19 protein-coding genes and 1 pseudogene are annotated in these 23,089 nt (G+C 67.8%); 12 read left to right on the top strand and 8 right to left on the bottom strand.

The window, feature by feature from the left end:
* Window positions 1-33: 33 nt before the first annotated feature.
* From AB0E63_RS08715 to AB0E63_RS08695, 5 genes and pseudogenes are all read left to right on the top strand, one after another.
* A pseudogene (locus AB0E63_RS08715) lies at window positions 34-1,230 on the top strand (TIGR00366 family protein); the annotation flags it as partial.
* 79 nt (window positions 1,231-1,309) lie between these two features.
* Window positions 1,310-1,441 carry a hypothetical protein gene (locus AB0E63_RS08710; protein ID WP_360363600.1) on the top strand — a complete coding sequence of 44 codons (132 nt, stop codon included), beginning with the start codon at window positions 1,310-1,312 and terminating at the stop codon, window positions 1,439-1,441.
* A gap of 161 nt (window positions 1,442-1,602) precedes the next feature.
* Complete coding sequence (locus tag AB0E63_RS08705) at window positions 1,603-3,813, top strand: transglycosylase domain-containing protein (protein WP_360363307.1); 2,211 nt, start codon at window positions 1,603-1,605, stop codon at window positions 3,811-3,813.
* A gap of 134 nt (window positions 3,814-3,947) precedes the next feature.
* The gene (locus tag AB0E63_RS08700; protein ID WP_360363305.1) at window positions 3,948-5,144 is read left to right on the top strand and encodes a mannosyltransferase family protein; all 1,197 of its coding nucleotides are present in this window, start codon (window positions 3,948-3,950) and stop codon (window positions 5,142-5,144) included.
* 47 nt (window positions 5,145-5,191) lie between these two features.
* A complete protein-coding gene (locus tag AB0E63_RS08695) occupies window positions 5,192-5,542 on the top strand; it encodes a hypothetical protein (protein ID WP_360363303.1) in 351 nt (116 codons plus the stop codon).
* A gap of 117 nt (window positions 5,543-5,659) precedes the next feature.
* Here AB0E63_RS08695 and AB0E63_RS08690 read toward each other — a convergent pair whose 3' ends face one another.
* Window positions 5,660-9,565 (bottom strand): GH92 family glycosyl hydrolase, encoded by a 3,906-nt coding sequence (locus AB0E63_RS08690; RefSeq protein WP_360363301.1) that lies wholly within the window; start codon window positions 9,563-9,565, stop codon window positions 5,660-5,662.
* 303 nt (window positions 9,566-9,868) lie between these two features.
* Here AB0E63_RS08690 and AB0E63_RS08685 point away from each other — a divergent pair, with 303 nt between their 5' ends.
* Both AB0E63_RS08685 and AB0E63_RS08680 read left to right on the top strand, forming a co-directional pair.
* The gene (locus AB0E63_RS08685) at window positions 9,869-10,768 is read left to right on the top strand and encodes an NAD-dependent epimerase/dehydratase family protein (protein ID WP_360363299.1); all 900 of its coding nucleotides are present in this window, start codon (window positions 9,869-9,871) and stop codon (window positions 10,766-10,768) included.
* 41 nt (window positions 10,769-10,809) lie between these two features.
* Window positions 10,810-12,975, top strand: a complete 2,166-nt coding sequence (locus tag AB0E63_RS08680) for a glycosyltransferase (RefSeq protein ID WP_360363298.1) — start codon at window positions 10,810-10,812, stop codon at window positions 12,973-12,975.
* On the opposite strand, the gene AB0E63_RS08675 is transcribed toward AB0E63_RS08680, so the two are convergent.
* Window positions 12,881-13,264 carry a GtrA family protein gene (locus AB0E63_RS08675; RefSeq protein WP_360363296.1) on the bottom strand — a complete coding sequence of 128 codons (384 nt, stop codon included), beginning with the start codon at window positions 13,262-13,264 and terminating at the stop codon, window positions 12,881-12,883. The genes AB0E63_RS08680 and AB0E63_RS08675 overlap by 95 nt on opposite strands.
* 254 nt (window positions 13,265-13,518) lie before the next feature.
* On the opposite strand from AB0E63_RS08675, the gene AB0E63_RS08670 reads away from it, so the two are divergent.
* Window positions 13,519-14,676, top strand: coding sequence for an NAD-dependent epimerase/dehydratase family protein (locus AB0E63_RS08670; RefSeq protein WP_360363294.1), 1,158 nt, complete (start codon window positions 13,519-13,521; stop codon window positions 14,674-14,676).
* On the opposite strand, the gene AB0E63_RS08665 is transcribed toward AB0E63_RS08670, so the two are convergent.
* The 4 genes from AB0E63_RS08665 to AB0E63_RS08650 all read right to left on the bottom strand — a co-directional run bounded on the left by AB0E63_RS08665 (window position 14,673) and on the right by AB0E63_RS08650 (window position 18,575).
* Window positions 14,673-15,395, bottom strand: a complete 723-nt coding sequence (locus AB0E63_RS08665; RefSeq protein ID WP_360363292.1) for a methyltransferase domain-containing protein — start codon at window positions 15,393-15,395, stop codon at window positions 14,673-14,675. The two genes, AB0E63_RS08670 and AB0E63_RS08665, sit on opposite strands and share 4 nt — an antisense overlap.
* 44 nt (window positions 15,396-15,439) lie before the next feature.
* Window positions 15,440-16,441, bottom strand: coding sequence for an alanine racemase (locus tag AB0E63_RS08660; RefSeq protein WP_360363290.1), 1,002 nt, complete (start codon window positions 16,439-16,441; stop codon window positions 15,440-15,442).
* Between the two features lie 4 nt (window positions 16,442-16,445).
* Window positions 16,446-17,576: a peptidoglycan bridge formation glycyltransferase FemA/FemB family protein gene (locus AB0E63_RS08655; protein ID WP_360363288.1), complete on the bottom strand. Its 1,131-nt coding sequence runs from the start codon at window positions 17,574-17,576 to the stop codon at window positions 16,446-16,448.
* An 81-nt stretch (window positions 17,577-17,657) separates the two neighbouring features.
* Window positions 17,658-18,575, bottom strand: a complete 918-nt coding sequence (locus AB0E63_RS08650; RefSeq protein WP_360363286.1) for an SDR family NAD(P)-dependent oxidoreductase — start codon at window positions 18,573-18,575, stop codon at window positions 17,658-17,660.
* A 123-nt stretch (window positions 18,576-18,698) separates the two neighbouring features.
* Between AB0E63_RS08650 and AB0E63_RS08645 the strand changes: the two genes are divergently transcribed.
* From AB0E63_RS08645 to AB0E63_RS08635, 3 genes are read left to right on the top strand one after another with little or no spacing between them, the layout of a single operon-like run.
* On the top strand, window positions 18,699-19,268 hold the full coding sequence (locus AB0E63_RS08645; protein ID WP_360363284.1) for a TetR/AcrR family transcriptional regulator: 570 nt from the start codon (window positions 18,699-18,701) through the stop codon (window positions 19,266-19,268).
* Between the two features lie 9 nt (window positions 19,269-19,277).
* Entirely contained in the window at window positions 19,278-19,994 is a 717-nt protein-coding gene (locus tag AB0E63_RS08640) for an SDR family oxidoreductase (protein WP_360363282.1), read from the top strand.
* Window positions 19,995-20,025: 31 nt separating this feature from the next.
* A complete protein-coding gene (locus AB0E63_RS08635) occupies window positions 20,026-21,231 on the top strand; it encodes an MFS transporter (protein ID WP_360363280.1) in 1,206 nt (401 codons plus the stop codon).
* Here AB0E63_RS08635 and AB0E63_RS08630 read toward each other — a convergent pair.
* Entirely contained in the window at window positions 21,200-21,736 is a 537-nt protein-coding gene (locus tag AB0E63_RS08630) for an NUDIX domain-containing protein (RefSeq protein ID WP_360363278.1), read from the bottom strand. The genes AB0E63_RS08635 and AB0E63_RS08630 overlap by 32 nt on opposite strands.
* A gap of 35 nt (window positions 21,737-21,771) precedes the next feature.
* Between AB0E63_RS08630 and AB0E63_RS08625 the strand changes: the two genes are divergently transcribed.
* Complete coding sequence (locus tag AB0E63_RS08625; protein ID WP_360363276.1) at window positions 21,772-22,191, top strand: hypothetical protein; 420 nt, start codon at window positions 21,772-21,774, stop codon at window positions 22,189-22,191.
* On the opposite strand, the gene AB0E63_RS08620 is transcribed toward AB0E63_RS08625, so the two are convergent.
* Window positions 22,172-22,975 (bottom strand): deoxyribonuclease IV, encoded by an 804-nt coding sequence (locus AB0E63_RS08620; RefSeq protein ID WP_360363275.1) that lies wholly within the window; start codon window positions 22,973-22,975, stop codon window positions 22,172-22,174. The genes AB0E63_RS08625 and AB0E63_RS08620 overlap by 20 nt on opposite strands.
* Window positions 22,976-23,089: the final 114 nt, after the last annotated feature.

The raw sequence follows: 23,089 nt of genomic DNA, 5'->3' as shown, positions 1-23,089 counted from the left end.
CCCCACCTCCTCGGTCTAGTTTGTCATGACCTGATGTATCGGTTCGATACATCGTGCTGCCAGGGTAAGCACAGCCAAGGCCTGTGGACAACTCTTGACAAAGCCGGGCTTTGTCACCTGCGTCACGCGGCACGCCTAGGAAACCTGTTACGTCAGACGCCGATCTGCGTTAATCGGTTGACACAAAGAGTCGCGACGCAGAAGCGGAGGGTCATGGCCGACGGCCATGGGAAGCACACGAAGCTGGACGTCCGGAACGGTGCGGCGGGCGGCGGGCCGCCGGCCCAGATCGCGCTCCGGTTCACCGCCTTCACCGAGAAATGGCTGCCCGACGCGTTCGGGTTCGTGCTGGTCGGCACGTTCGTGGTGCTGCTGTTCGGACTCGTCACCGGTGAGCCGCTGCTGAAGCGGCCGGACGATCCGGCGGCGACCAAGGGCTTCGGCCTGGTCGACGCCTGGGGCCTCGGCTTCTGGTCGCTGATCACCTTCACGTTGCAGATGGCGATGATCATCATCGGCGGGTACGCCGTCGCGACCAGCGGACCGGTTGCCCGGTTGATCACCCGGCTGGCGCGGATCCCCAAGAGCCCGCGGACCGCGGTGGCGTTCGTGGCCGCGGTCGCGATGCTGGCGTCGTACCTGAACTGGGCGTTCAGTCTGATCTTCGCCGCGATCCCGGCGCGCGAGGTGGCTCGCAACGTGCCGAAGGCGGACTACCGGGCGCTGGGTGCGATGGCGTTCCTGAGGCTCGGCACTGTATGGGCACAAGGTCTGTCCGGCTCGGCCGCACTGCAGGTGGCCAGTGCGAGCAGCAGCCCGGCGCCGGTGCAGGAAGTGATCAAGGCGAGCGGACACCCCAGCGGGCTGATCCCGCTCACCGACACGATCTTCACCTGGCAGGCGATCGTCGCGACGCTGATCGTGTATGTCGTCGGCGTCACGATGGCCTGGTTCATCGCGCCGGGAGAGGACAACTCCCGTACCGCCGAGCACCTCGGCATCGAACTGCGCCCGCTCATCGGCCGCGGATCGGCGTACAACGGGCAGCGTGAAGACAGTGGGACGCGCAGGCCGGGTGACTGGCTCGAGCACTCGCCGCTGTTCAGTCTGCTGATCGTCCTGCTCGGTGCGGTCTATCTGGTCCGCTACTTCAGTGGGAAGAGCTTCTTCAACGCACTCGACCTCAACACAGTCAACCTCATCCTGTTCCTGCTCGCACTGCTCCTGCACTGGCGGCCGTGGCGGATGGCCCGGGCTGTCCGAGACGGTGCGCCCGCGGCGGCCGGCGTACCTGCTCCAGCCGTTCTGGATGCTGCCGACGCTCGCGATCCTCGGGCTGAAGGCCCGGGACATCATGGGCTACACCTTCACGATGTTCCTCGCCTGCTTCCCGGCCGCGCTGATCGCTGTGACTCTGCTCGCACCGCACGTGTCGCGGTAATCGCTTGCCGAAGGCCCGGGAAAGATCTGGGTAAGGCTGATCGCACTCGAATCGTGCCTGACCGCCTGGCTTGCTAGCATCCGGAGCGGATTCGGGCGCGTTACCACACCCACCGTAGTCTGGCGGGCAATGACTTCCGCGAGATCGTCGAGGATTGCACTGTGAGTGAAGCTCGTAGAAAGGCCGCCAAGCCCCCGCGCCTGAAGAAGCACTGGGCGCTGCGGGTCCTCGGCTGGCTGGCCGCGCTCTTCTTCGTCGGCATCATCGGCGCCGTTGCCACCTTTTTCATCGTCTACCAGACGACGAAGATCCCGGACCCGAACAAGGAGTTCGCGACCAACACCACCACGGTGATGTACTCGGACAACAAGACTCCGCTGGGCTCGTTCTACGAGCAGAACCGGCACACGGTCCCGCTGGCGGACGTCCCCAAGCACGTCCAGGACGCGGTGATCGCCGCCGAGGACCGGACCTTCTGGACCAACCCGGGCATCTCGCCGTCGGGCATGGTGCGGGCGGCGTGGAACATCGCCAACGGTGAGCAGTTGCAGGGTGGGTCGACGATCACCCAGCAGTACGTGAAGATCATGTACCTGACCCAGGAGCGCACGGTCTCCCGGAAGCTCCAGGAACTGTTCATCGCGACGAAGCTGAGCCGGCAGCAGGACAAGAGCAAGACCCTCGAGGGCTACCTGAACACCATCTACTTCGGTGAGGGCGCCTACGGCATCTCCGCCGCCGGCGACGCCTACTTCAAGCAGCCGGATCCGGAGAAGCTGTCCGTGCCGCAGGCCGCCTTCCTCGCGACCGTGCTGAACAACCCGACGCTGTTCGACATCGACGACAAGGATCCGCGCACCCAGAAGCGGATCATCGACCGGTACCACTACGTCCTCGACGGCATGCAGCAGATGGGCACGATCACCGCTGCCCAGGAGACGAAGTACGCGAACAGGCTTCCCGCGATCACCAAGAAGGACAAGAACAGCCGGTACCAGGGCCCGAAGGGCTTCCTGCTCGACATGGCGCGCAGCGAGCTGCTGCGGCTGGGCTTCGACCAGGACCAGATCAGTGGCGGCGGCCTCAAGGTCACGACGACGTTCAACTACAATCAGCAGAAGAAGATGGTCAAGGCCGCCCAGGACGAACTGCCGGAGAAGCGCGACAAGCTGCACGTCGGGATGGCCACCGTGCAACCGGGGACCGGTCAGCTGCTGGCGATGTACGGCGGACCGGACTTCCTCAAGAGTCAGCTGAACTGGGCCACCACGAGGGCCCGTCCGGGCTCGTCGTTCAAGCCGTTCGCGCTCGCGGCGGCGCTCGAGGACGGCAAGTCGATCTACGACACGTACCAGGGTGACAGCCCGATCGTGGTCCAGGGGCTCAAGCTCGGCAACGAGCTCAACCGGGACTACGGCGAGGTCAGCCTGCTGAAGGCGACCGAGCAGTCGATCAACACCGCCTTCTACGACCTGGTGGACAACCAGATGGACCAGGGGCCGGAGAAGGTCGTGGCCGCGGCCGAGGCGGCCGGCATCCCGGCCTCGAAGACCCTCGAGGGCGACAAGAGCAACCCCTCCACGGTGCTCGGCCCGGATGCGTACGCGTCGCCGGTCGACATGGCGAACGCGTACGCGACGTTCGCTGCCGGTGGCAAATACGTGCCGCTGCACACCATCAAGGAGGTCCGCGGACCGGACGGCAAGGTGCTGTGGTCGGAGACGAAGCTGAAGTCGAAGCAGGCGTTCCCGCCCGAGATCGCCAACATGGTCAACTACGTGCTGCAGGACGTGGTCAAGAAGGGCACCGGAACCGGAGCCAAGGAGCTCGATCGTCCGGTCGCCGGGAAGACCGGCACCGCCGGTGGTGTCGCGCTCGAGGACCGGAAGAAGAACGCGGAGTGCGACGGCTGCAAGGAGGGCACGGCGACGCTGACGTCATGGTGGACCGGGTACACCCCACAGCTGTCCACGTCCGTGCTCTATCGGGCCGGCAACTCCGGTGAGTCGGACCTCGACCCCTACAGCGACGATCCGGCGTTCTTCGGTGGCAACTGGCCGCTGAAGACCTGGCTGGCCTACATGACGGATGCTCTCGACGGTGTGGAGTCCGCGGACTTCGCCGAGCCGGACGAGGACGCGATCAAGGACAGCCCGACCCCGACGTTCACGCCGCAGACGCCGACCATCACGCCCCCGACCAACACCCCACCGCCCAACACCCCGTCGAACACCCCCAGCAACACCCCGTCGAACACCCCGAGCAGTACGCCGACCAAGACGAAACCGACGCGTACGCCGATCTGGCCGACGATCCCCACCGGCCAACCGCAACCGACCAACACCCCGAAGAACCCCGGCGGCGGCCAATAGCTCCGGCGAACGGCACCCCACCCGGGGTGCCGTTCTCGTTTGCGGCAGTTCGGCCGTGGCAGCGTCCCCAGTGGAACGGATGGGGCACGATAGGGGGGTGACTCGGGCGGACTGTGGTGTGCGGTGGTGCTGCCGTGTTTGAGCGGACGGCTGCCGACGAGCCGCAGCGGTCCGGGCGGGCGCGGCGGGCCCGGGTTGATCGGGTGGGGTGGCAACGGTGGATGCCGACCGCGATGACGCGGGAGGTGCTGGGGTGGTGGTTGGTCACCCGGGCCGGACTGTTCCTGCTGTCGATCTCGGCGCCGTTGCTGTTCAACCGGGGGACTGACTACCCGAACGTCTGGCATGCCTGGTTGCAGTGGGACGTCTGGCATCTGAAGGCCGTCGCTGAGTTCGGGTACAACCACGGGGAGCCGTCGGGCGCTCCACTGGCGGCGTTCTTTCCCGGGTTCCCGGTGCTGGTTCGGATCGTCAGCTGGACCGGGATCGGATACGTTGCTGCGGGCATCGTCGTGTCCGCGGTCGCCAGTGCGGTCGCGGGCGTGTACCTGGCGCGACTGGCGCAGTACGAGTTCCCGGAGCTCAAGGGAATCGGTCCGAACGCGGCGATGATCTGGTACGTCGCTCCCGTCGGCGTCTTCCTGGCTGCCGGGTACACGGAGGCGCTGTTCTGCGCGTTCGCGTTCCCCGGCTGGCTCGCGGCACGGCAGGGGCGGTGGGGCCGGGCGGCGATCTTCGTCGCGCTCGCGTCGACCGTGCGGGTGTCCGGGATCTTCCTCGCGTTCGCGCTGATCGTCGAGTTCGTCACCTCGAAGAAGCGGGACTGGCTCTCGCTGCCGTGGCTGGCGCTGCCGGCCGTCCCCGTACTCGGCTTCATGGCGTACCTGAAGCAGATCCACGGCTCCTGGTTCGCCTGGCAAGAGGCGCAGGAGAAGGGTTGGGCGCGCGAGTTCACCTGGCCGTGGACCTCCCTGGTGCACACGTTCGAGGCCGCGAGCAAGGGCCACTTCGCCGCCGACCGCAGCGACTGGACCTGGATGTTCCGGGCCGAGCTGGTCGCGCTGCTCATCGGCCTGCTGCTCCTCGCCTGGCTGCTCTGGCGCCGCTCCTGGGGCGAGGCCGCCTGGGTCGCCGCCACCGTCGGCGCGTTCTGTACGTCGTTCTGGATCTACTCACTCACCCGGGCGACCCTGCTCTGGTGGCCGCTGTGGATCGGCCTCGCCGTCGCGGCCCGCCGAAAACCCTGGCTAGGCCGCCTCTACCTCGCCCTCGCGATACCGCTGGCCGCCATCTGGGCCGCCGGCTTCTTCACCGGCCGCTGGTCCGGCTGAGTAGTTCTGCTCAGGTACGCCGTTCGTCGCACGCCTAGCGTGAGGCCATGGACAGCTGGGGGCGGTCGATCGGCAAGGTGGCGCTGCAGGCGGGGTTCGTCGGGGTGGTGGCGGGCTTGGCGTACGGGCTGATGCTCCACCTGCAGGCGCCGCTGTGTCCGCCGACCGCGACGGACTGCGCGGTCGACACCTGGGGTGTTCTGTTCGCCATCCAGCTCGGCGGAGTCGCGATGGCGCTCGCGCTGCCGGTGCTGGCACTCCGCGCGAGGCTGGGCTGGGTGGTCGCCGCCGTGGCCACCACTGTCGTGCTCGCGCTGAACCTCGCCTGGTTCCTGGCGACTGCCGCGGACCTCACTGTGTCCGGCATGTGGACAGTTTCGGGCAGAGGCAACCCCTGACCTGGCTCGAGCGTCGTTAGGGATGAAGGGGTGGCAGTCCGGGCGGGGACCGCCACCCCTCATTAATTTCCGGCGGAACCTTTCAGGGGCAGGCTTCGCCGGGCAATCCTCAGACGGTCAGCCGTAGTTGCGGTCGATCGACTGTGAGGGGGTCGGGCTCGGCTTGGTCTCGGCGACGCGCTTGTCGCTCGGGTGTGTGCCGGGTTCGACGCCCTTCAAGGTGCCGAGGAGCTCTAGCTCGGACAGCGTGACGCCGTCAGCGCCCGCCGCCGGGGTGAACACCAGGCGGTACTGCGTGTAGGCCTTCGGCGATGCGACGCTGAAGGACCGGGTGTACGACGCCCACGCCCAGCTCTCGCCGGTCCGGCGATCCACTGTCGACCACGTCGTACCGTCGTTGGAGCCTTGCAGCACCCACGCGGACGGCGCCGTACCGGTGGCACCGCTGGTCAGCGTGTACATGCCGACCGGCCGGCCCTGCGGCAGGGCGACGGTGACGGTGGACTGCGCGCCGGGCAGCGTGACTTGGGTCTTCGCGTCGTTGTCGGTCAGCGCGGTCACGTCCGCGTCACCGGCACCCACCACGGCGCCCTCGTCGGACGTCGAGTCCCGCCACGTCATCGGGTCCTCGCCGGGGGTGGTGATCGACGGCGGTGCGTCGTTCCGGCCGGTGCCCCACGTCGACGGCTTGTCACCCATCTCGAACTCGATCTTGCCGCCGTTCGCGATCAGGTCGTGCGGCAGTGCGGTCGACGTCCACTTCTTCCCGTTCACCCGGACGCTCTGCACGTAGATGTTCCGAGCGTTGTTGCCCGGCGCGCTGATCACCAGCTTCTTGCCGCCGGCCAACCGCACCGTCGCCTTGGTGAACAGCGGCGACCCGATCGCGTACGTCGGCGACCCGACCTGCAACGGGTAGAACCCGAGCATGCTGAACAGGTACCACGAGGACATCTCACCGTTGTCCTCGTCACCCGGGTACCCCTGCCCGATCTCCGAGCCCAGGTACAGCCGGGAGAGCACCTCGCGGACCTTCTCCTGCGTCTTCCACGGCTGACCCGCGAAGTCGTACATGTAGGTCAGGTGGTGCGACGGCTGGTTGCTGTGCCCGTACTGACCCATCCGTACGTCGCGGGCCTCGAGCATCTCGTGGATCGTGCCGCCGTACCCGCCGGGGTGCAGCGCGTCCTCCGGCGTACTGAAGAACTCGTCGAGCTTCTTCGCCAGGCCGTCGCGGCCGCCGTAGATCGCGGCCAGGCCGGCCCCGTCCTGCGGGGTCGAGAACGCCATGTTCCACGCGTTCGTCTCGGTGTAGTCGTGACCCCAGTCCTGCGGGTCGAACAGGCTGGGCGAGTAGCCCCAGACGCCGTCCGGGCCCTTGCCCTGGAAGAAGTTGATCGCCGGGTCGAACAGCGTGACGTAGTTGCGGGCCCGGTTCAGGTAGTACTTGTAGTTGTCCAGGTACTCCTGCTTGCGCGGGTCGCTCTTCTTCGCGGTGTCGTAGAGCTTCTTCGACATGTTCGCGATGCCGAAGTCGTTGATGTAGCCGTCCATCGACCAGCTGAAGCCCTCACCGGTGGTGTTGGCCGTGTAGCCGTTGAAGGTGGACAGGTCCATGCCCTTGCGGCCGACGTTCTGCGACGGCGGCACGACGGACGCGTTCTTGAGTGCGGCGTCGTACGCCGCCTGGACGTCGATGCCCTTGATCCCCTTGAGGTAGGCGTCCGTGAAGGCGACGTCGGACGACGTACCGACCATCAGGTTCGCGTAGCCGGGGGACGACCAGCGGGAGATCCAGCCGCCGTCCTTGTACTGCTGGACGAACCCGTTGACCAGGTCCGCCGCCTCGTCCTGGGCGAACAGCGAGTACGCCGGCCACACGGTGCGATACGTGTCCCAGAAGCCGTTGTTCACGTACGTCTGGCCGGCCACGATCTTCGACCCGGTCGTGGTCGGCGTGTCGGTGCCCACCTTCGGCGACGTCGGCGACGCGTAGGTGATCACCGGCTTCGACGCCGTACCGGTGTTCTCCGAGCCGTTGTTCGGGTAGAGGAACAGGCGGTACAGGTTCGAGTACATCGTGGTCAGCTGGTCGGCAGTCGCACCCTCGACCTCGATCGTGCGCAGCTTGGCGTCCCACAGCTCCTGCGCGGCGTCCTTGACCTTGCCGAACTTCGATCCGGCCGGCAGCTCCAGCTCAAGGTTCTTCTTGGCTTGCGCGGTGCCGATCAGCGAGGTCGCGATCCGCAACTGCACCTGGGTGACCTTCGGGTCGAAGGAGAAGTAGCCACCGACATTCGCACCGCCGCCGTTCGACAGCTTGCCGGAGGCAACCACCTTCTGGTCCACCACGCCGTACACGAACAGCCTTCCGGCGCCCGTGGACAGGCCGCTCTTGATGTCGCTGAAGCCGGTCACCACACCGGTCTCCGGGTCGAGCGTCAGGCCACCGCTGTTGTTCACGTTGTCGAAGATCAGCGACGCCTGGCCGGCCGGGAAGCTGAGCCGCATCATCGCGGCGTGGTCGGTCGGCGCGATCTCGGCCGCGTTGCCGTTGTCGAACGTGACGCCGTAGTAGTACGGCCGGGCGATCTCGTTGTCGTGGCTGAACGACCAGGCGCGGGCCTTGCGGTCCGCGGTCGGGGTCGCCGCCGTCGACGGCATCACCTGGAAGGTCTGCCGGTCACCCATCCACGGGCTCGGCTCGTGGCTGATCGACAGCGCCTGCATCGTCGGCTTGTTCGCCTCGTTGTTGCCCTTGGCGTAGTCGTACAGCCAGGACGTGGAGCCCGCGTTCGTCACCGGGGTCCAGAAGTTGAAGCCGTGCGGTACGGCGGTCGCCGGGAAGTTGTTCCCCCGTGAGAAGCCGCCGGTCGCGTTCGAACCGCGGGTGGTCAAACCGAGGTCCGACGGGTGCTTGGCCGCGGTCTTCTGGGCCGCGCGGTCGGGGTTGATCGCGGCCGCGATCCGGATGTCGTCGACCCAGCCGCGGAAGTCGGCCGGCCCGGACGGCTTGTCGTACCCGATCAGGATCCGCTTGATCGTCTTGCCGGCGGCGACGCTGCCGAGGTCGGCCTCGACGTTGTTCCACTGGTTGGTCGACAGGTCCTTGGCGTCGCCCTGACCACGCGGGCTCAGTTCGAACCCGTGGTGATCGCGAGCCTTGAGGTCGCTCAGGTACGTGCCGTCGGAGAACGCCAGGTCGAGGGCGGCGTACGTACTCGGGTAGCTCAGGTCACCCTCGACGTGCTCGGGGAAGATCTTGTAGGACAGCCGGGTGTCCTTGCCGACCTTCAGGTCCACGTCAGAGATCTTGTTCCAGGTGTAGCCACGGCCCTCGGCTTCCTGGTGGCCGGCGTACCGGAACGACTTGACGCCGGTGAAGCCGACCCGGGCGCGGGCGTTGTAGGCGCTGGTCGGCCCGGAGTCGAGCCGCGACTCGGCGACCGGGCCGGGCGGCGGCAGCGGGGCGCCGTTGGACAGGTACCAGTCGGCCAGTTGGACGATGTTCTCGCCGTGGTTCAGCGTGACGTCCAGCTTGAAGAACTTGTACGCCGTCTCGTTCGTGAAGCTGTACTCCTTGGTCTGGAACCGGTTCTCGAAGCTCTCGCCGGTCCGGGTGTCCAGCGTGGTCCAGGTGGTCCCGTCGTTCGAACCGGAGACGGTCCAGTTCTGCGGGTCGCGGCCGTCGGCGTCGTTGGCCGAGGTCAGCGCGTACTTGCGGATCACCACCGGGGCCGAGGTCTCGTAGACCAGCCAGCCGGTCGGCTCGAACACCAGCCACTTGGTGAACTTGTCACCGTCGGCGGCGTTGGTGGCGATCTCGCCGCCACCGGTGTTCTCGCCGTTCGCGGTCACCTTGGTGACCTTGTCCATCTCGCTGCCGCCGATCCCGGTCGGCGTCGGGCCGCGAACCCCGTCGGTCCGCGGCTTCCCGTCCGGACCGGTCTCGACGGCATCGGTATAGCCGGGCTGCGGTTGCCCGGGCTCGAACGAGGTGAAGAACGAGGACCCGGAAACCACCGGTTGATCCTCCGACGTGGGTGAGACAGCATGCGCTGGCGTCATGGAAGCTGACATTGTCACAACGAGCCCTAGAGACGCGACGAGCCCCAGTGGGCGGCGGAGATCCATCTACGCTCCTTGCACGGCCGGACCGGCGCGACAGCGCGAGCTGTCCGCCAGTGGGTTACGCGGCCCCGATGACAAGGTTGTCAGCCCGCGCCCGGGGTGATCCTGCCCATCATGATCACCCGCGGTCAAGGGTTCGTCGCACACCGTTCGCCCGTGTCTTGCAGTTGGTCTGTGAGCGGTAGGTTGAAGCACATGGACGAACGTGTGCTGGTCACCGGGGCGGCCGGGTTTATCGGACGGGCCGTGGTGGCTGCGTTGCGGGGGCGTGGGGTGGCTGTGACGGCGGTGGATCGGGAGCCGCCGGATGCGTCCTGGGACGAGGGTGTGACCGTGGTGACCGGGGATTTGGCGGAGCAGGAGGTCTGTATTTCGGCCTTCGAGACTCGGCCAACCGCGGTGGTGCACCTGGCCGCGTTGACGTCGGTACTGCGGTCGGTGGATGCGCCGATGCAGACGTTCGCGCAGAACGTGACGATCACTCAGGTGCTGCTGGAGCTGTCGCGCGGCAGTGGTGTGGATCGGTTCGTCCTCGCCTCGACCAATGCGGTCGTCGGCAACGTCGGTACGTCGACCATTACCGCGGACCTCCCGCTCCGGCCACTCACGCCGTACGGCGCGACCAAGGCGGCCTGCGAGATGCTGCTCTCGGCGTACTCCGGCAGCTATGGGATGGCCACCGCCGCACTGCGGTTCACCAACGTCTATGGGCCGGGCATGTCGCACAAGGACAGCTTCGTGCCCCGGATGATGCGGGCCGCGCTGAAAGACGAAGGGGTCCGGGTCTACGGCGACGGCAAGCAGCGGCGTGACTTGGTCTTCATCGATGACGTGGTCGCGGGGATCCTGCTCGCGCTGGACAAGCGGTACGACGGCCGGGCGATCATCGGATCCGGTCGGTCGGTGTCGGTGCTCGAGATGATCGACACCGTACGTACGGCGACCGGCTGCCCGGTTCCGGCCGAGCACGTCGAGGCACCGACCGGTGAGATGCCGGCGGTCGTCGTCGACATCACCAACGACCTCGGCTACGCCCCGACGGTGTCGCTCGAGGACGGCCTGGCCCGCACGTGGCAGTACTTCCGCGCACAGTGAAGCGGGTTCTCCGAACCCACTGGCTGCTCGCTGTCTTCTTGGTGGCGGGCACTGTGTTGCGGGTTCTCGCGACGATCGCCTACCGTCCCGCGATCGTCTACACGGACTCTCAGCAGTACCTGAACAACATGCACAAGTTGAGCCCGGACCAGCTCAACCCGATCGGCTACGACTTCGTCCTGCGTCCCATGGTCGCCCTCGGCGGCCTCACGTTCGTCGTGATCGTGCAGCACGTGGTCGGACTGCTCCTGGGCATCGCCATCTACGCACTGGCCCGCCAGCTCACCGTCTACCGCTGGCTGGCCGCGGTGGCGGCCGCACCGATCCTGCTCGACGCCTACCAGGTGCAGATCGAGCAGAACATCATGGCCGAGACCACCTTCGACGTACTGCTGGTGGCGATCCTCTGGCTGCTCCTCGGCCGCGGTGCGCCCGGCTGGAAGCGCGCAGCGGTAGTAGGCGTCCTCATCGGCGCGGCCTTCGCGGTCCGCGCGATCGGCATGGTCCTGATCATCCCCGTCGTCCTCTACCTGATCGTGGTCGGCAACGCCTGGCGCAAGCGCCGCATGCACCTCGTACTACGCACTGCCGCAGCCATAGCCGGATTTGCGGTCGTGTTCGGGGCCTATGCGACCTACTACCACGCGGAGACCGGCCGATGGGGTTTCACCGGCGCTGAGAACCAGGTGCTCTACGGACGGACCGCAGTGGTCGCCAACTGCGCCAAGCTGCCGCTCAACGAGGGCACGAGGCTGTTCTGTCCCAAGGAGCCGCTGGGACAGCGCCTGGGCGTGGACAAGTACGCGCACAACCACTACGGCGATCCGAACTGGCCCGGACCGCTGCCACCCGGCACCACCAAGCGGGAGCTGGCCACTGAGTTCGCCCGCCTGGTCATCCGGCATCAGCCGCTTGATGTCACGTGGGCCGCGCTGAAGGACTTCGCGAAGGGCTTCGCCCCGACGCGGACCACCTCGCCGGACGACGTGCCACTGGACCGCTGGCAGTTCCAGCTCGCCTATCCGAACCTGCAGGACCCCAACACCGCCAAGGCCGCGGTGAAGTGGGGCGGATCGGAGCCACACGTCGCCCACGGGCCGGCTGTGATCCTGCGCGCGTACCAACTGCATGGCGGTTACACCTCTGGAACCCTCCTCGGGCTCTACGCCCTGATCGCCCTGGCAGCGGTCGCAGGACTCGGCCGTGCCAAGAAATCCGGCCTCAGATCGGCCGCCCTGCTCCCGCTTGTGTCCGGTGTGATCCTGTTGCTGGCCTCGGCAGCCTTCGAGTTCTCCTGGCGCTATCAGCTGCCGGGGCTCGTGTTCTTCCCGCTCGCGGGCGCGATCGGCCTGCGGGCGATCCTCGGCAAGGACCAGGCCCGGCCGGCGATGGCCGACTACCCGGACACCGTGGATTCCCTTGCTGTGAAGGACTTCGGGAAACCGAACCTCGCGCCTGTCGTCGTGGTGATAGCCGCGTACAACGAGGCCGGCGGGATCGGTCCGGTGCTGACCGACATGCCGCGCACCTGCGCCGGTCTGCCCGTCGACGTGCTGGTGGTCGTGGACGGGGCCACCGACGACACGGCGGAAATCGCCCGCAAGCATGGGGCTTTCGTGTGTGTTGCCCCGAGCAACCGTGGTCAGGGTGCCGCGCTCCGGCTCGGGTACCACCTCGCCGCCGAGGGAGGCGCGCGGTACGTCGTGACCACGGATGCGGACGGGCAGTACGACAACGACGAGCTCGACGTCCTGCTGCGGCCGATCCTGGACGACGAGGCCGACTTCGTCACCGGGTCACGGCGGCTCGGGGCGGAGGACGCGGACAGTCGGCTGCGGTGGGTCGGCGTACGGGTGTTCGCCGTACTCGCGTCGATCCTGACGCGGCGGAAGCTCACGGACACGTCGTTCGGGTTCCGCGCGTTGCGGGTTGAGCTGGCGACCGCGGTGACGTTGCGCGAGCCGCAGTACCAGTCGTCGGAGTTGTTGCTCGGGGCCCTCGCGCTCGGTGCGCGCGTGGTCGAGTTGCCGATGACAATGCGGCGCCGCGGCGACGGGGCCAGCAAGAAAGGCCCGGGCCTGGTGTACGGCGCGAACTACGGGCGGGTGATGACTACGACGTGGTTACGGGAGTACGTGCTGCGGCGGGGTCGGCATTCGCGGGCTTGGCGAACACGAACCGATCGAACAGCAAGAACTTCAGGATGAACAGCACGCCGTAGGTACCGAAGTAGGAGCCGGTCACCAGCAGGGTCTTCCACGCGTGTGAGTCGATGCCCTGGACCAGGTGGCTGGTCACCGTCGTGACCAGCGCCGCAGTCGCGGCCGTGCCGATCACGATGATTGCGTAGGGCAACAGCTGTCCGCCCCGGCCCCAGGCCCAGCGGCGGTTCATCACGTAGTTCGGCACCGCGCCGGCCAGCCAGGCGACCAGCGTGGCCACGATCGCCGCCGAACCGAACCAGTAACACAGCGCGAACGCCAGCTGGCTGACCACGGTGGCGACTACGGAAGAGGCCGAATACCTCGCCCACAGCAACCATCGGCCCCGGCGTGGGCCGGAGCCGTTCCTGATCCTGGTGAGCAGACGCATCGCCGCCTATTCTGCACCCCCGCGCCTGGCGTACGCCTCCCGGCGGGGATTCTCAGCCGATTGCCAGCTAATCAGTGGGGCTGATCACGTTACTGGAGTGGGTACTCGGGATAGGAAGGACTGTGACAGCCAATGTCCCACCGGAAGGCGGCCGAGCCGTGCGTGTTCTCGTCCTGGGCGGTGACGGTTACCTAGGGTGGCCGACCGCGCTGCATCTGTCCGACACCGGCCACGACACGGCCGTCCTCGACAACTTCGCCCGCCGCGGCTACGACCGTGAGCTGGGCGTGCAGAGCCTGGTGCCGATCCAGGACCTCGACACCCGGGTGGCGGCGTGGGAGGAGGTCTCCGGCCGGCGGATCACGGCGTACACCGGCGACCTGCTCGACGCGGACTTCACCTACCGCGTGCTGGAGGAGTTCCAGCCGGACGCGATCGTGCACTTCGCCGAGCAGCGGGCGGCGCCGTACTCGATGATCGATCGCGAGCACGCGGTCTACACCCAGCACAACAACGTGGTCGGCACGCTGAACCTGATGTACGCCGTCGCCGAGACGAACCCGGACATCCACCTGGTCAAGCTCGGCACGATGGGCGAGTACGGGACGCCGAACATCGACATCGAGGAAGGCTGGCTGGAGGTCGAGCACAACGGTCGCAAGGACCGGATGCTCTACCCGAAGAAGCCGGGCTCGTTCTACCACCTGAGCAAGGTGCACGACTCGCACAACCTCGAGTTCGGCTGCCGGATCTGGGGGATGCGAGTCACCGACCTCAACCAGGGCGTGGTCTACGGGCAGCAGACCGATCAGACGGTCCGGGACGCGCGGCTGGCGACGCGGTTCGACTACGACGCGGTCTTCGGCACGGTGCTCAACCGGTTCGCGATCCAGGCCGTGCTCGGCGAGCCGCTGACCGTGTACGGCGCCGGCGGCCAGACCCGTGGCTTCCTGGACATCCGGGACACCGTCGAGTGCATCCGGCTCGCGGTCGAGAACCCGGCCGACGCCGGCGAGTTCCGGGTCTTCAACCAGATGACCGAGAGCTACTCGGTCGCCCAGCTCGCGGACAAGGTCGCTGAGTGCTTCCCCGGCCCGGTCCAGGTCGAGCACCTGGAGAACCCGCGGGTCGAGCAGGCCGAGCACTACTACAACGTCAAGCACACCGGCCTGGTCGGCCTCGGCCTGCAGCCGCACCTGCTGTCGGACACCTTGATCGACTCGATGTTCGACATCGTCGCCGCGAACAAGGACCGCGTCGACCCGGCCGCCCTGCTACCGACCGTCCGCTGGAAGGGCCACCTGAAACAACGCTAACGGCGTGCGCTGACAAGAAGGGTCGGGAGGGCGGCCAGGAACCTGTCGTCCCGGCCTCGGTCCGCCTGCTCGGCGAGCCAAGCGTCGGCGTCCTCCTGGGTGATCAGCGCTTTCTCGACCGCGGCGGCTGCTGCGCCCTCGAGCTGACCGGCCATCAACCGGTGGTCCGTCACGACCTCCGTGTGTACGACGACCTCGACGTCACGGAAGCCCGTGTCGAGGAGCACGTCGCGGAGGCTGCGCGCCGCGCGAGGAGAGACCGACCGCGACTCGAGGCCCAGAAGGATGACGTCGGTCAGGTCCTGGTCAGCGCTGTCGACGAGCAGGAACCCGTAGTCCTGACCGCCGAGCACGATCCGCCCGCCCGGTCGGAGCACCCGCCACGCCTCGGCCACGGTCGGCCCGGCGTCCTCCAGGAGATGGAAGAGCCGGACCGCGCGATAGCCGTCCACCGACTCGTCCTCCAGCGGCAGGTCGTCGGACCGTGCCACGTGAAACATTGCCCCGGGCGCACGGCCGCGGGCAGCGTCGATCGCCTCGGGGTCGGTGTCCACCCCGGTCACCTTCAGCCCTTTGGCCGCCAGTTCGGCAACCGCATGGCCCGCACCGCACGCGACATCCACGCAGGTCGCACCGCGCTTCAGGCCCAGCAACCGGTACGACTCCGCCCGGAGCTCCGCTGCTCCGGGCCGCTCCTCGATCCGTTCCAGAAAGCTCATGAGATCACGCTGCAACTTCAGGTCCACCTGAAGTCAACAGTGAGCTAGTCCATCGAGACCTTGTCGAAGGAGGTGGTGGTGTAGCGGACGTCCACGCCGACGGTGTCGCCGACCGCGGGGGGTGCGACCGAGGACGGCAGGAAGAGCATGCTGGCCTGCATGTGCGGGGGCTCGGCGAACCAGCGCTGCTTGCCCTCGATGGTGAACGGGGAGAGCGCCATGCCGGCCGCGTCCAGGCTGCCCTTCGCCATCGCGATCGCCCGCTGACGGACGGTCGCGGCGGCGGTCGGTGCCTCCAGGCCGACGCCGTGAGCGGTACCGCCGGACACGACGAGGATGTGGCCGTCTCCGCTGACCCGGCGCTGCCGGTAGCCGACGCGCTCACCGCGGCGGACCGAATGCACGTCGAGCACCGTCGCCCGAACCGTCAGCGCACCGCGGTCACCGAGCCACAGCCCGGTGCCCATCCGCAGCTTCACGCTCTCGCCGATGTCGGCCAGCTTCTGAGACGGTACGTGCGACACCCACAGCGTGCCCTTGCGGACATCGAGGGCCGCCTTGGCCAACTGCTGCGCTTCCCTCAGGTTGGCCGACGTACCGCCGGCGCCCATCGGGAAATGCAGCGACCAGCCCTCGAACCTGATCCGGTCGAGCGCGTTGAGCAGCATCGTGTGCCGCAGTTCGCGGGCGCCGATACCGTGCCGCCGCATCGAGGTCATCACCTCGATCAGCACCCGGCTGCCGGCCGGGATCGACACCAGATCGGCCAGCCGGCTGACCGTGTGGATCACGTTCTTGCTCTGCGGGACCTCGAGGAACGGCCGCCACGGCGAGAGGACGACGATGTCCTCGCGCGGGTCCGGCGGCACCTCGAAGTACGTGCCGACCGCGACCGTGCGGGCGCCGAGTGCGCGCGACTCCGCGATCAGCCGCTGGTTGCCGAAGCCGTACCCGTTGCCCTTGGCGACCGGGACGATGTCGGGGTTCCACGTGGAACGCAGGTGATCACGCCAGCGATCGGAATCGACGTGCAGGACTAGGGGCATGGTGTCAACGCCGTCTCATGTAGAGGTCGAATGCGGTGTAGAGCGCCTTGTTCAACGGCAGATCCCACTCACCGACGTACTCGACGGCCTCGCCGCCGGTGCCGACCTTGAACTGGATCAACCCGACGTGCGGGTCGTTCGGGTCCAAGGTGTCGGTGATGCCCCGTAGGTCGTACACGGATGCGCCCGCAGCGAGCGCGTCCGACATCATCCGCCACTGGATCGCGTTCGATCCACGGACGTCTCGCTTGGCGGTCGAGCTGGCTCCGTAGGAGTACCAGGAGTGACCGCCGACCCGGACCCAGATCGTCGACGCGACCAGATCGCCTTCGTGGTAGGCGTTGTAGATCCGGAAGTCACAACAGTCGGCCGGCTGGTTCGCCATCGCCGAGTGCATCTTCTCGAAGTACGGCAGCGGCCGGGGCGTGAAGTGGTCCCGCTCCGCGGTCTCGACGTACAACTGGTGGAAGGCCTTCAGGTCCTCGACGCCACCCTGCGTCACCTCGACGCCGGCCTTCTCCGCCTTCTTGATGTTGCGCCGCCACAACTGGTTCATGCCCTTCAGCAGGTCGTCCGGGCCGCGGCCGGCCAGCGGGACCTGGAAGACGTACTGCGGTTGCCCGGCGGCGAATCCTTCACCGACGCGTGGCGCCTTCCAGCCGAGCGTGCGCAGCTGGCCGGTCACGGTCGCACCGGACGGCTCGATCACGTCGGGCCGGACGTCGCCGAGCTTCGGCTGCTGCCCGCCGGCGATCGCGTCCTTGATGGTCTTCGCGCCCCACCGCCGCGTCGCCACCGGCGGACCCATCCGTACGCCGAACGCCCCCTGCTGCTGCAGATGAGCGGCCAGCGGGCGCAGGTACACACCGAGGTCGACGGCGTCCCAGTCGATCACCGGGCCCTCGGGCAAGTAGGCGAGATAACGCTTCACCTTGGGCATCTGCCGGTACAGGACGAGCCCCACGCCGCGCAGTTCGCTCGGGTTCGAGGCGTCATACCAGCCGAGTGACTCCGCCTTCCACTCACTCTTCACCGCCGCCCACCCAGGGGTCTGCAGGAAGCTTGCCGACGGCTGCGTCGCGATGTACGCCGCATGCTCGTCGGCCGAGATGGTCCGGATGCTCAAGTCACTCACGGTCGGTCAGGTTACCGGCCCGGAGCCAAAGACCCTAGCGGCCCAGGTTGGGCCGGTGACCTGATCAAGCCTGTGGATAAGTCAGCCGGCGAGCAGCGTCTCCGAGATATCCCACAACCGAGTGGCCGACTCCGGATCGAGCGCGTAGGCCGCGACGCCACTCATTTCCGCACCCGTGTTCGGCAAGGCCTCGTTGTTGTCCTCGAAGTACCGGCCGGTGACGCCGGCGATCAGGGGCGAGGCAGCCAGCAGCACCGACGTCGATGCACCTTGCTCGGTGGTCTTCCACTGGAACCTGTCCCAGCCCTTCTGCACCTCGGGGTCCACGTGCCGCTGCAGCGCGGTCCGGATCCCGCCCGGCATCAGGGCGTTGGTGATGATGCCGTCACTCGCCCAGCGCTTGGCCGCCTCGACGGCGAACAGCACGTTGGCCGTCTTCGACTGCCCGTACGCCGCCCACTCCTCGTACGGCCGATGTTCGAAGTGGAGGTCGTCGAGGTGGACGTCCGAGCGCAGGTGCGCGCTCGAGCTGACCGAGACGATGCGGGCGTCACCGGCCGCGGCCAGGGCGTCGTACAGTCCGAGCGCGAGGCCGAAGTGGCCGAGGTGGTTGGTGGCGAACTGGTGCTCCCAGCCCTCCGGCGTGCGGTTGAGTGGCTCGGCCATCACGCCGGCGTTGTTCACCAGGATGTGCAGCGGGCCGTCCCAGTTGGCGGCGAACGCGCGTACGGACGCGCGGTCGGCGAGCTCGATCGGTGCGACGAAGACGTGGTTGTTGCCGGTGCTCTCGATGATCCCGGCCGCGGTGCGCTCGCCGGCGGCGGTGTTGCGGACGGCGAGGGTGACCTGCGCGCCGGCCGCGGCCAGGGCGCGGGCGGTCTCGACGCCGATACCGGAAGCGCCGCCGGTGACGACGGCCCGCCGACCGGTCAGGTCGACGCCGTCGATCACCTCGGCGGCGGTGGAGTCATGCGTGAAAGGTGTGGTGATCCTGCTCATCAGGGCTGTCCTGTTCTGCGAGCTACGCTTAAACGGAGGATCCTCCGGATGAACCCAGTTAACCGGAGGAACCTCCGGTTAACAAGTCCGCTAGGGTCTGAGGACGCCATGGAGGAGGGGGACATGACGGGCACCGGTGAGCGCCCGCTGCGCGCGGACGCCCAGCGCAATCGCGACCAGATCCTGGCCGCCGCTGCCCGGGCGTTCTCGAAATGCGGTCTCGAGGCGACGCTGGAGGGGATCGCCAAGGACGCCGGCGTCGGGATCGGCACGCTGTACCGGCACTTCCCGACCCGCGAGTTGCTGATCGAGGCGGCGTACCGGAACGAGCTGGCCGCCGTCTGCGCCGCGGCCCCCGAGCTGCTCGACAAGTTGTCGCCGGCCGACGCGCTTCGGACGTGGATGGACCGCTACATCGACTACATGACCCGCAAGCTCGGCATGGCCGACGCGCTCCGGGCCGTGATCGCCTCCGGGGCCAATCCGTACGCCCAGAGCTTCGAGCTCCTGGTCGGCGCGATCAAACCCCTGCTGGACGCGGGCGTCAGAGCCGGCGACATCCGTCCCGACGTCTCGGCGGACGACGTCCTGGTCAGCCTCAGCGGCATCGTCCTCGCCGCCGGTGCCAAACGCGACCAGGCCGATCGCTTGGTCAACCTCCTGCTGGACGGGCTCCGCCACCGACCTTCGTAGGCTGACCCGGTGCAGAAAGTGGCGTTGGTGACGGGATCGGCTTCGGGGATCGGTGCGGCGACGGCTCGGCGGTTGGCGGCGGACGGGATGACGGTCGCGGTGCATTCGCGCAGCAGCCGGGAGGCCGGGATCGCGTTGGCGGACGAGCTCGGTGGGTCGTACCACCAGGCTGATCTCGCCGACGACGCCGCGGCGGCCGAGTTGGTCCCTCAGGTCGTGGCCGAGCACGGGCGGCTCGACGTACTGGTGAACAACGCGGGGATCAGTTGGCCGGTGCCGCATGCCGAGCTCGACGGCCTGACCGCGGACGACTGGCGGCGGCTGCTCGACGTCAACCTGATCGCGCCGTGGCTGCTGTGTACGGCGGCCCTGCCCGCGCTCCGCGAATCAGGCGGATGCATCGTCAACGTGACCAGTCATGCAGGCGTCCGGCCGAAGGGAAGCTCGGTCGCGTACGCCGCCTCGAAGGCCGCGCTGAACCACGTCACCAGGCTGCTGGCCGCCGCCCTCGGACCATCGGTGCGCGTCAACGCGGTCGCGCCCGGTCTGGTCGACACACCCCTGACCGCCTCGTGGACCGAGGCCCAGGAGTTGTGGAAAACCGCCAGCCCGATGCGCCGAGCGGCTCAGCCGTCGGACGTCGCCGACCTGATCTCCGCCCTTGTCCACAACACGTATCTGACCGGCGAAGTGATCTTGCTGGACGGCGGCCTGAACCTGCGCTGATTCTGTCGGTGCCGCCTCCTACGATCGCGGGATGTCTTTGGGTCGGGACTTCCGCCGGTTGTGGCTCGCGTTCACTGTCAGCGCTGTCGGATCGGCGGTCGGCCTCGGTGCCCTGCCGCTGATCGCCGTACTCGCTCTGGACTCCAGCACGTTCCAGGTCTCGATGCTCGCCGCGCTGTCCGCGATCGGGGCGGTGCTCGGCGTGCCGATGGGTGACTTCATCGAGCAGCGGCGGAAGCGGCCGGTGATGATCGCGGCGGACCTGGTGCGGTTCGTCGTACTGATCTCTGTTCCGTTGGCCGCGGTGTTCGACGTTCTGACGTACGTCCAGCTGTGCGTGGTCGGCATCGTGCAAGCCGCCGCGATGATCGCGTTCCAGTCGGCGAGCGGTGCACATTTGAAGGCGCTGATCTCGGCCGAGGGGCGGGCCGAGGCGAACAGCCGGTTCGAGCAGACCAACTGGATCTCGCTGAGCATTGGTCCGGCGATCGGCGGTGCGCTGGTCAGCCTGGTCGGCGCGACCGCCACGCTGGCGGTCGATGCGGTGTCGTTTCTCCTGTCCGCGATCGGCGTCCGGCGGATCGAGCAGCCCGAGCCGACGCCCGTACGGCGGGACGGGAAGGCGGATGTGACCGCCGGGTGGCGGTACATCCTTGGCCATCGCGGACTGCGCGCACTGTTCTGGAACTCGCAGTTGTTCGGCGGGCCGGTGATGATGACAGTGCCGCTGCTGACGGTGTTCATGCTGCGTGACCTCGGCCTGGCGCCGTGGAGCTATGGGTTGTTCCTCGGTCTCGCGTGCCTGGGTGGCGTGCTGGGCGCCCAGTTGGCGCCTCGGCTCACGCGTCGGCACGGACTGCATCGGATGCTCATCGTGTTCGGCATTCTGCGGGCTCCGTGGCTGCTGCTCTTCCCGTTGGCTCCACACGGTCTGGGCGGCTTCGTGCTGCTCACTGCGGCGGAGACTTGCCTGCTGGTGGCCTCCGGTGTGTTCAACCCGTCGTTCGCGACGTACCGGATGGACGTGACCGAGGACGGGTTCATGGCCAGGGTGGTCGGTGCGTGGTCGATCAGTTCGCGCTGCGTGCAGCCTGCCTTGATGGCGCTCGGTGGGGTGCTCGCGGCGCTGGTCGGGCTTCGCGGCGCGCTGTGGGTCGCGGGTGGCTGCTGTGCGGTGAGTGCCGCCGTACTGCCGTGGCAGTCTGCTAAACCAGCCCCATTGCCTGAGCCAGTCTGACCTGGCTGCCCATCGCCCCGCCGTCGGCCTGGGCGTCGAGGTAGCCGGCCGCCTGGTCCGGTGGCAGGACGAGAACCTCGACCACCTGCTCGCCGTCGTCGGGGTTGGTCGGCTGTGCGTCGACCACGACGTCCGCGACGACGGTGGCCCAGTACGAGATCGGGTGCGGGAGATGTGGACGGTACGGAGCGGGCCGGCCGTGCTCGGCGCGGTGGGCGCCGAGCCACGTCAACGGACCGGTCAGCCGGGCACCGGCCTCCTCGAGGAGTTCGCGGTGGACGAGTTGCTCGATCGTCTCGCCCGGTTCGCGAGTACCGCCGGGGAGGAAGCGCCAGCCCAGATCGTTGCTACAGACAACGATTCCGCCGTCGGCGCGGCCGACCACGTGCACGTTGCTGATCAGCTCGTCCGGCGCGCGCTCGGTGGAGTACCGGACGTCGAGCTCGCCCCAGGCCCAGTGGTCCGGCGCGAAGAGCTCGGGGAACCGCTCGGCCCAGGTCTGCATGCGCGCCATTGTCTCCCTGCGCTACCGTCGCCCCCATGGCGCCCTCGGAACCGGACCCCGTGCCTGATCCTGAGCGGGCTCGTCGTACCACTGCGCGGTTGCTGTGGTCCGCTGCCGGACTCACGGTGCTCGTCGGTGTCTTCCAGCTCTCCGGCATCCTCAGTGGCGCCGACGGGTACGACGTACTCGCCTGGGTCGGCGTGGCCGTCGCGGGGATCTGCCTGCTCGCGCTGGTCGTCATCTACAGTGCGTGCGCCATCGGCCGTCTCACCTTGCGCACCCGGGTGCTCGGTCGAGTCGACGTCTTCCAGCTCACGACGATCCTGCTCCTCGTCGCGATCGTCGCCGGCGTCCTGATACCCACGCGGAACAGCACTGGGCTTGCGCTACTGCTCCCGTTCGGCCTGACCTACTGGCTGCACAACCTCGAGCCGACTAGCTCAGGTGCGCCCTGAGGTAGTCGATGTCGGCCTTCTGGCCGTGGTCGGCGTTCGGCGTCTCGACGACGACCGGAGCACCGGCGGCCTGCACGACCGCGACGATGTCGGCCGGGTCGATGTGGCCCTCCTCGAAGTTGCTGTGCCGGTCGGCACCGGAACCGAACTCGTCGCGTGAGCCGTTGGCGTGCACGAGGTCGATCCGGCCGGTGATCGCGAGCACCTTCTCGACGATCGACGGCAGCTCTTCACCGGCCGCGTGGAAGTGACAGGTGTCGAGGCAGAAGCCGACGTTCTCCAGGCGGTCGTTGCCGGACGACTGGACCGCGTCCCAGAGTCGCGCGATCCGGTCCAGCTGACGCGCCATCGCGTTCTCGCCGCCGGCCGTGTTCTCGATCAGCAGCGGCACCGGGAGCTCGGCCCGCTCGATGCACTTGCGCCAGTTGTCGAAGCCGGCCTCGGGGTCGTCCTCGTCACCGACGTGCCCGCCGTGCACGATCACGCCCTTGACGGCGATCTCGGCGGCCTTGTCGAGGGTCTGCTGGAGCAGCTTGCGGCTCGGGATCCGGATCCGGTTGTTCGTGTTCGCCACGTTCAGCCGGTACGGCGCGTGCACGTACAAGTCGACGCCCGCGGCGGCGGACCGCTCCCGCAGTGCCTCCTCGCCGTCGGCGTACGCGAGCTTCGGCGCCTTGTAGTCCTGCGGGTTGCCGAGGAAGAACTGCACCAGGTCGGCGCCCCGATCGGCCGCCTCGGCCAGCGGGTCCTGCTGATCGACGTGCGCACCCAGCTTCACAGTCATGACCCCACCCTAGAACCGTCCACCGACATTTAGGTTAGGTGTGTGCCTTGCGGGCGGCCGAACCACCGACTGGAACGCTTTGGTGATTCCTGAGTGCTGAGTGGTCGTTCGCGG

This window comes from Kribbella sp. NPDC026596, from assembly GCF_040638415.1.
Lineage (GTDB): Bacteria > Actinomycetota > Actinomycetes > Propionibacteriales > Kribbellaceae > Kribbella.
The sequence above is the reverse complement of the archived record's forward strand: the minus strand, read 5'-3'. Positions and strand labels throughout refer to the sequence as shown.

Bases quoted from the DNA above. Each gene is read 5' to 3' on its own strand.
- AB0E63_RS08710 (WP_360363600.1), top strand. From the start codon at position 1,310: ATGCTGCCGACGCTCGCGATCCTCGGGCTGAAGGCCCGGGACATCATG.
- AB0E63_RS08695 (WP_360363303.1), top strand. From the start codon at position 5,192: ATGGACAGCTGGGGGCGGTCGATCGGCAAGGTGGCGCTGCAGGCGGGG.
- AB0E63_RS08685 (WP_360363299.1), top strand. From the start codon at position 9,869: ATGGACGAACGTGTGCTGGTCACCGGGGCGGCCGGGTTTATCGGACGG.
- AB0E63_RS08665 (WP_360363292.1), bottom strand. From the start codon at position 15,395: ATGAGCTTTCTGGAACGGATCGAGGAGCGGCCCGGAGCAGCGGAGCTC.
- AB0E63_RS08660 (WP_360363290.1), bottom strand. From the start codon at position 16,441: ATGCCCCTAGTCCTGCACGTCGATTCCGATCGCTGGCGTGATCACCTG.
- AB0E63_RS08650 (WP_360363286.1), bottom strand. From the start codon at position 18,575: ATGAGCAGGATCACCACACCTTTCACGCATGACTCCACCGCCGCCGAG.
- AB0E63_RS08645 (WP_360363284.1), top strand. From the start codon at position 18,699: ATGACGGGCACCGGTGAGCGCCCGCTGCGCGCGGACGCCCAGCGCAAT.
- AB0E63_RS08635 (WP_360363280.1), top strand. From the start codon at position 20,026: ATGTCTTTGGGTCGGGACTTCCGCCGGTTGTGGCTCGCGTTCACTGTC.
- AB0E63_RS08630 (WP_360363278.1), bottom strand. From the start codon at position 21,736: ATGCAGACCTGGGCCGAGCGGTTCCCCGAGCTCTTCGCGCCGGACCAC.
- AB0E63_RS08625 (WP_360363276.1), top strand. From the start codon at position 21,772: ATGGCGCCCTCGGAACCGGACCCCGTGCCTGATCCTGAGCGGGCTCGT.
- AB0E63_RS08620 (WP_360363275.1), bottom strand. From the start codon at position 22,975: ATGACTGTGAAGCTGGGTGCGCACGTCGATCAGCAGGACCCGCTGGCC.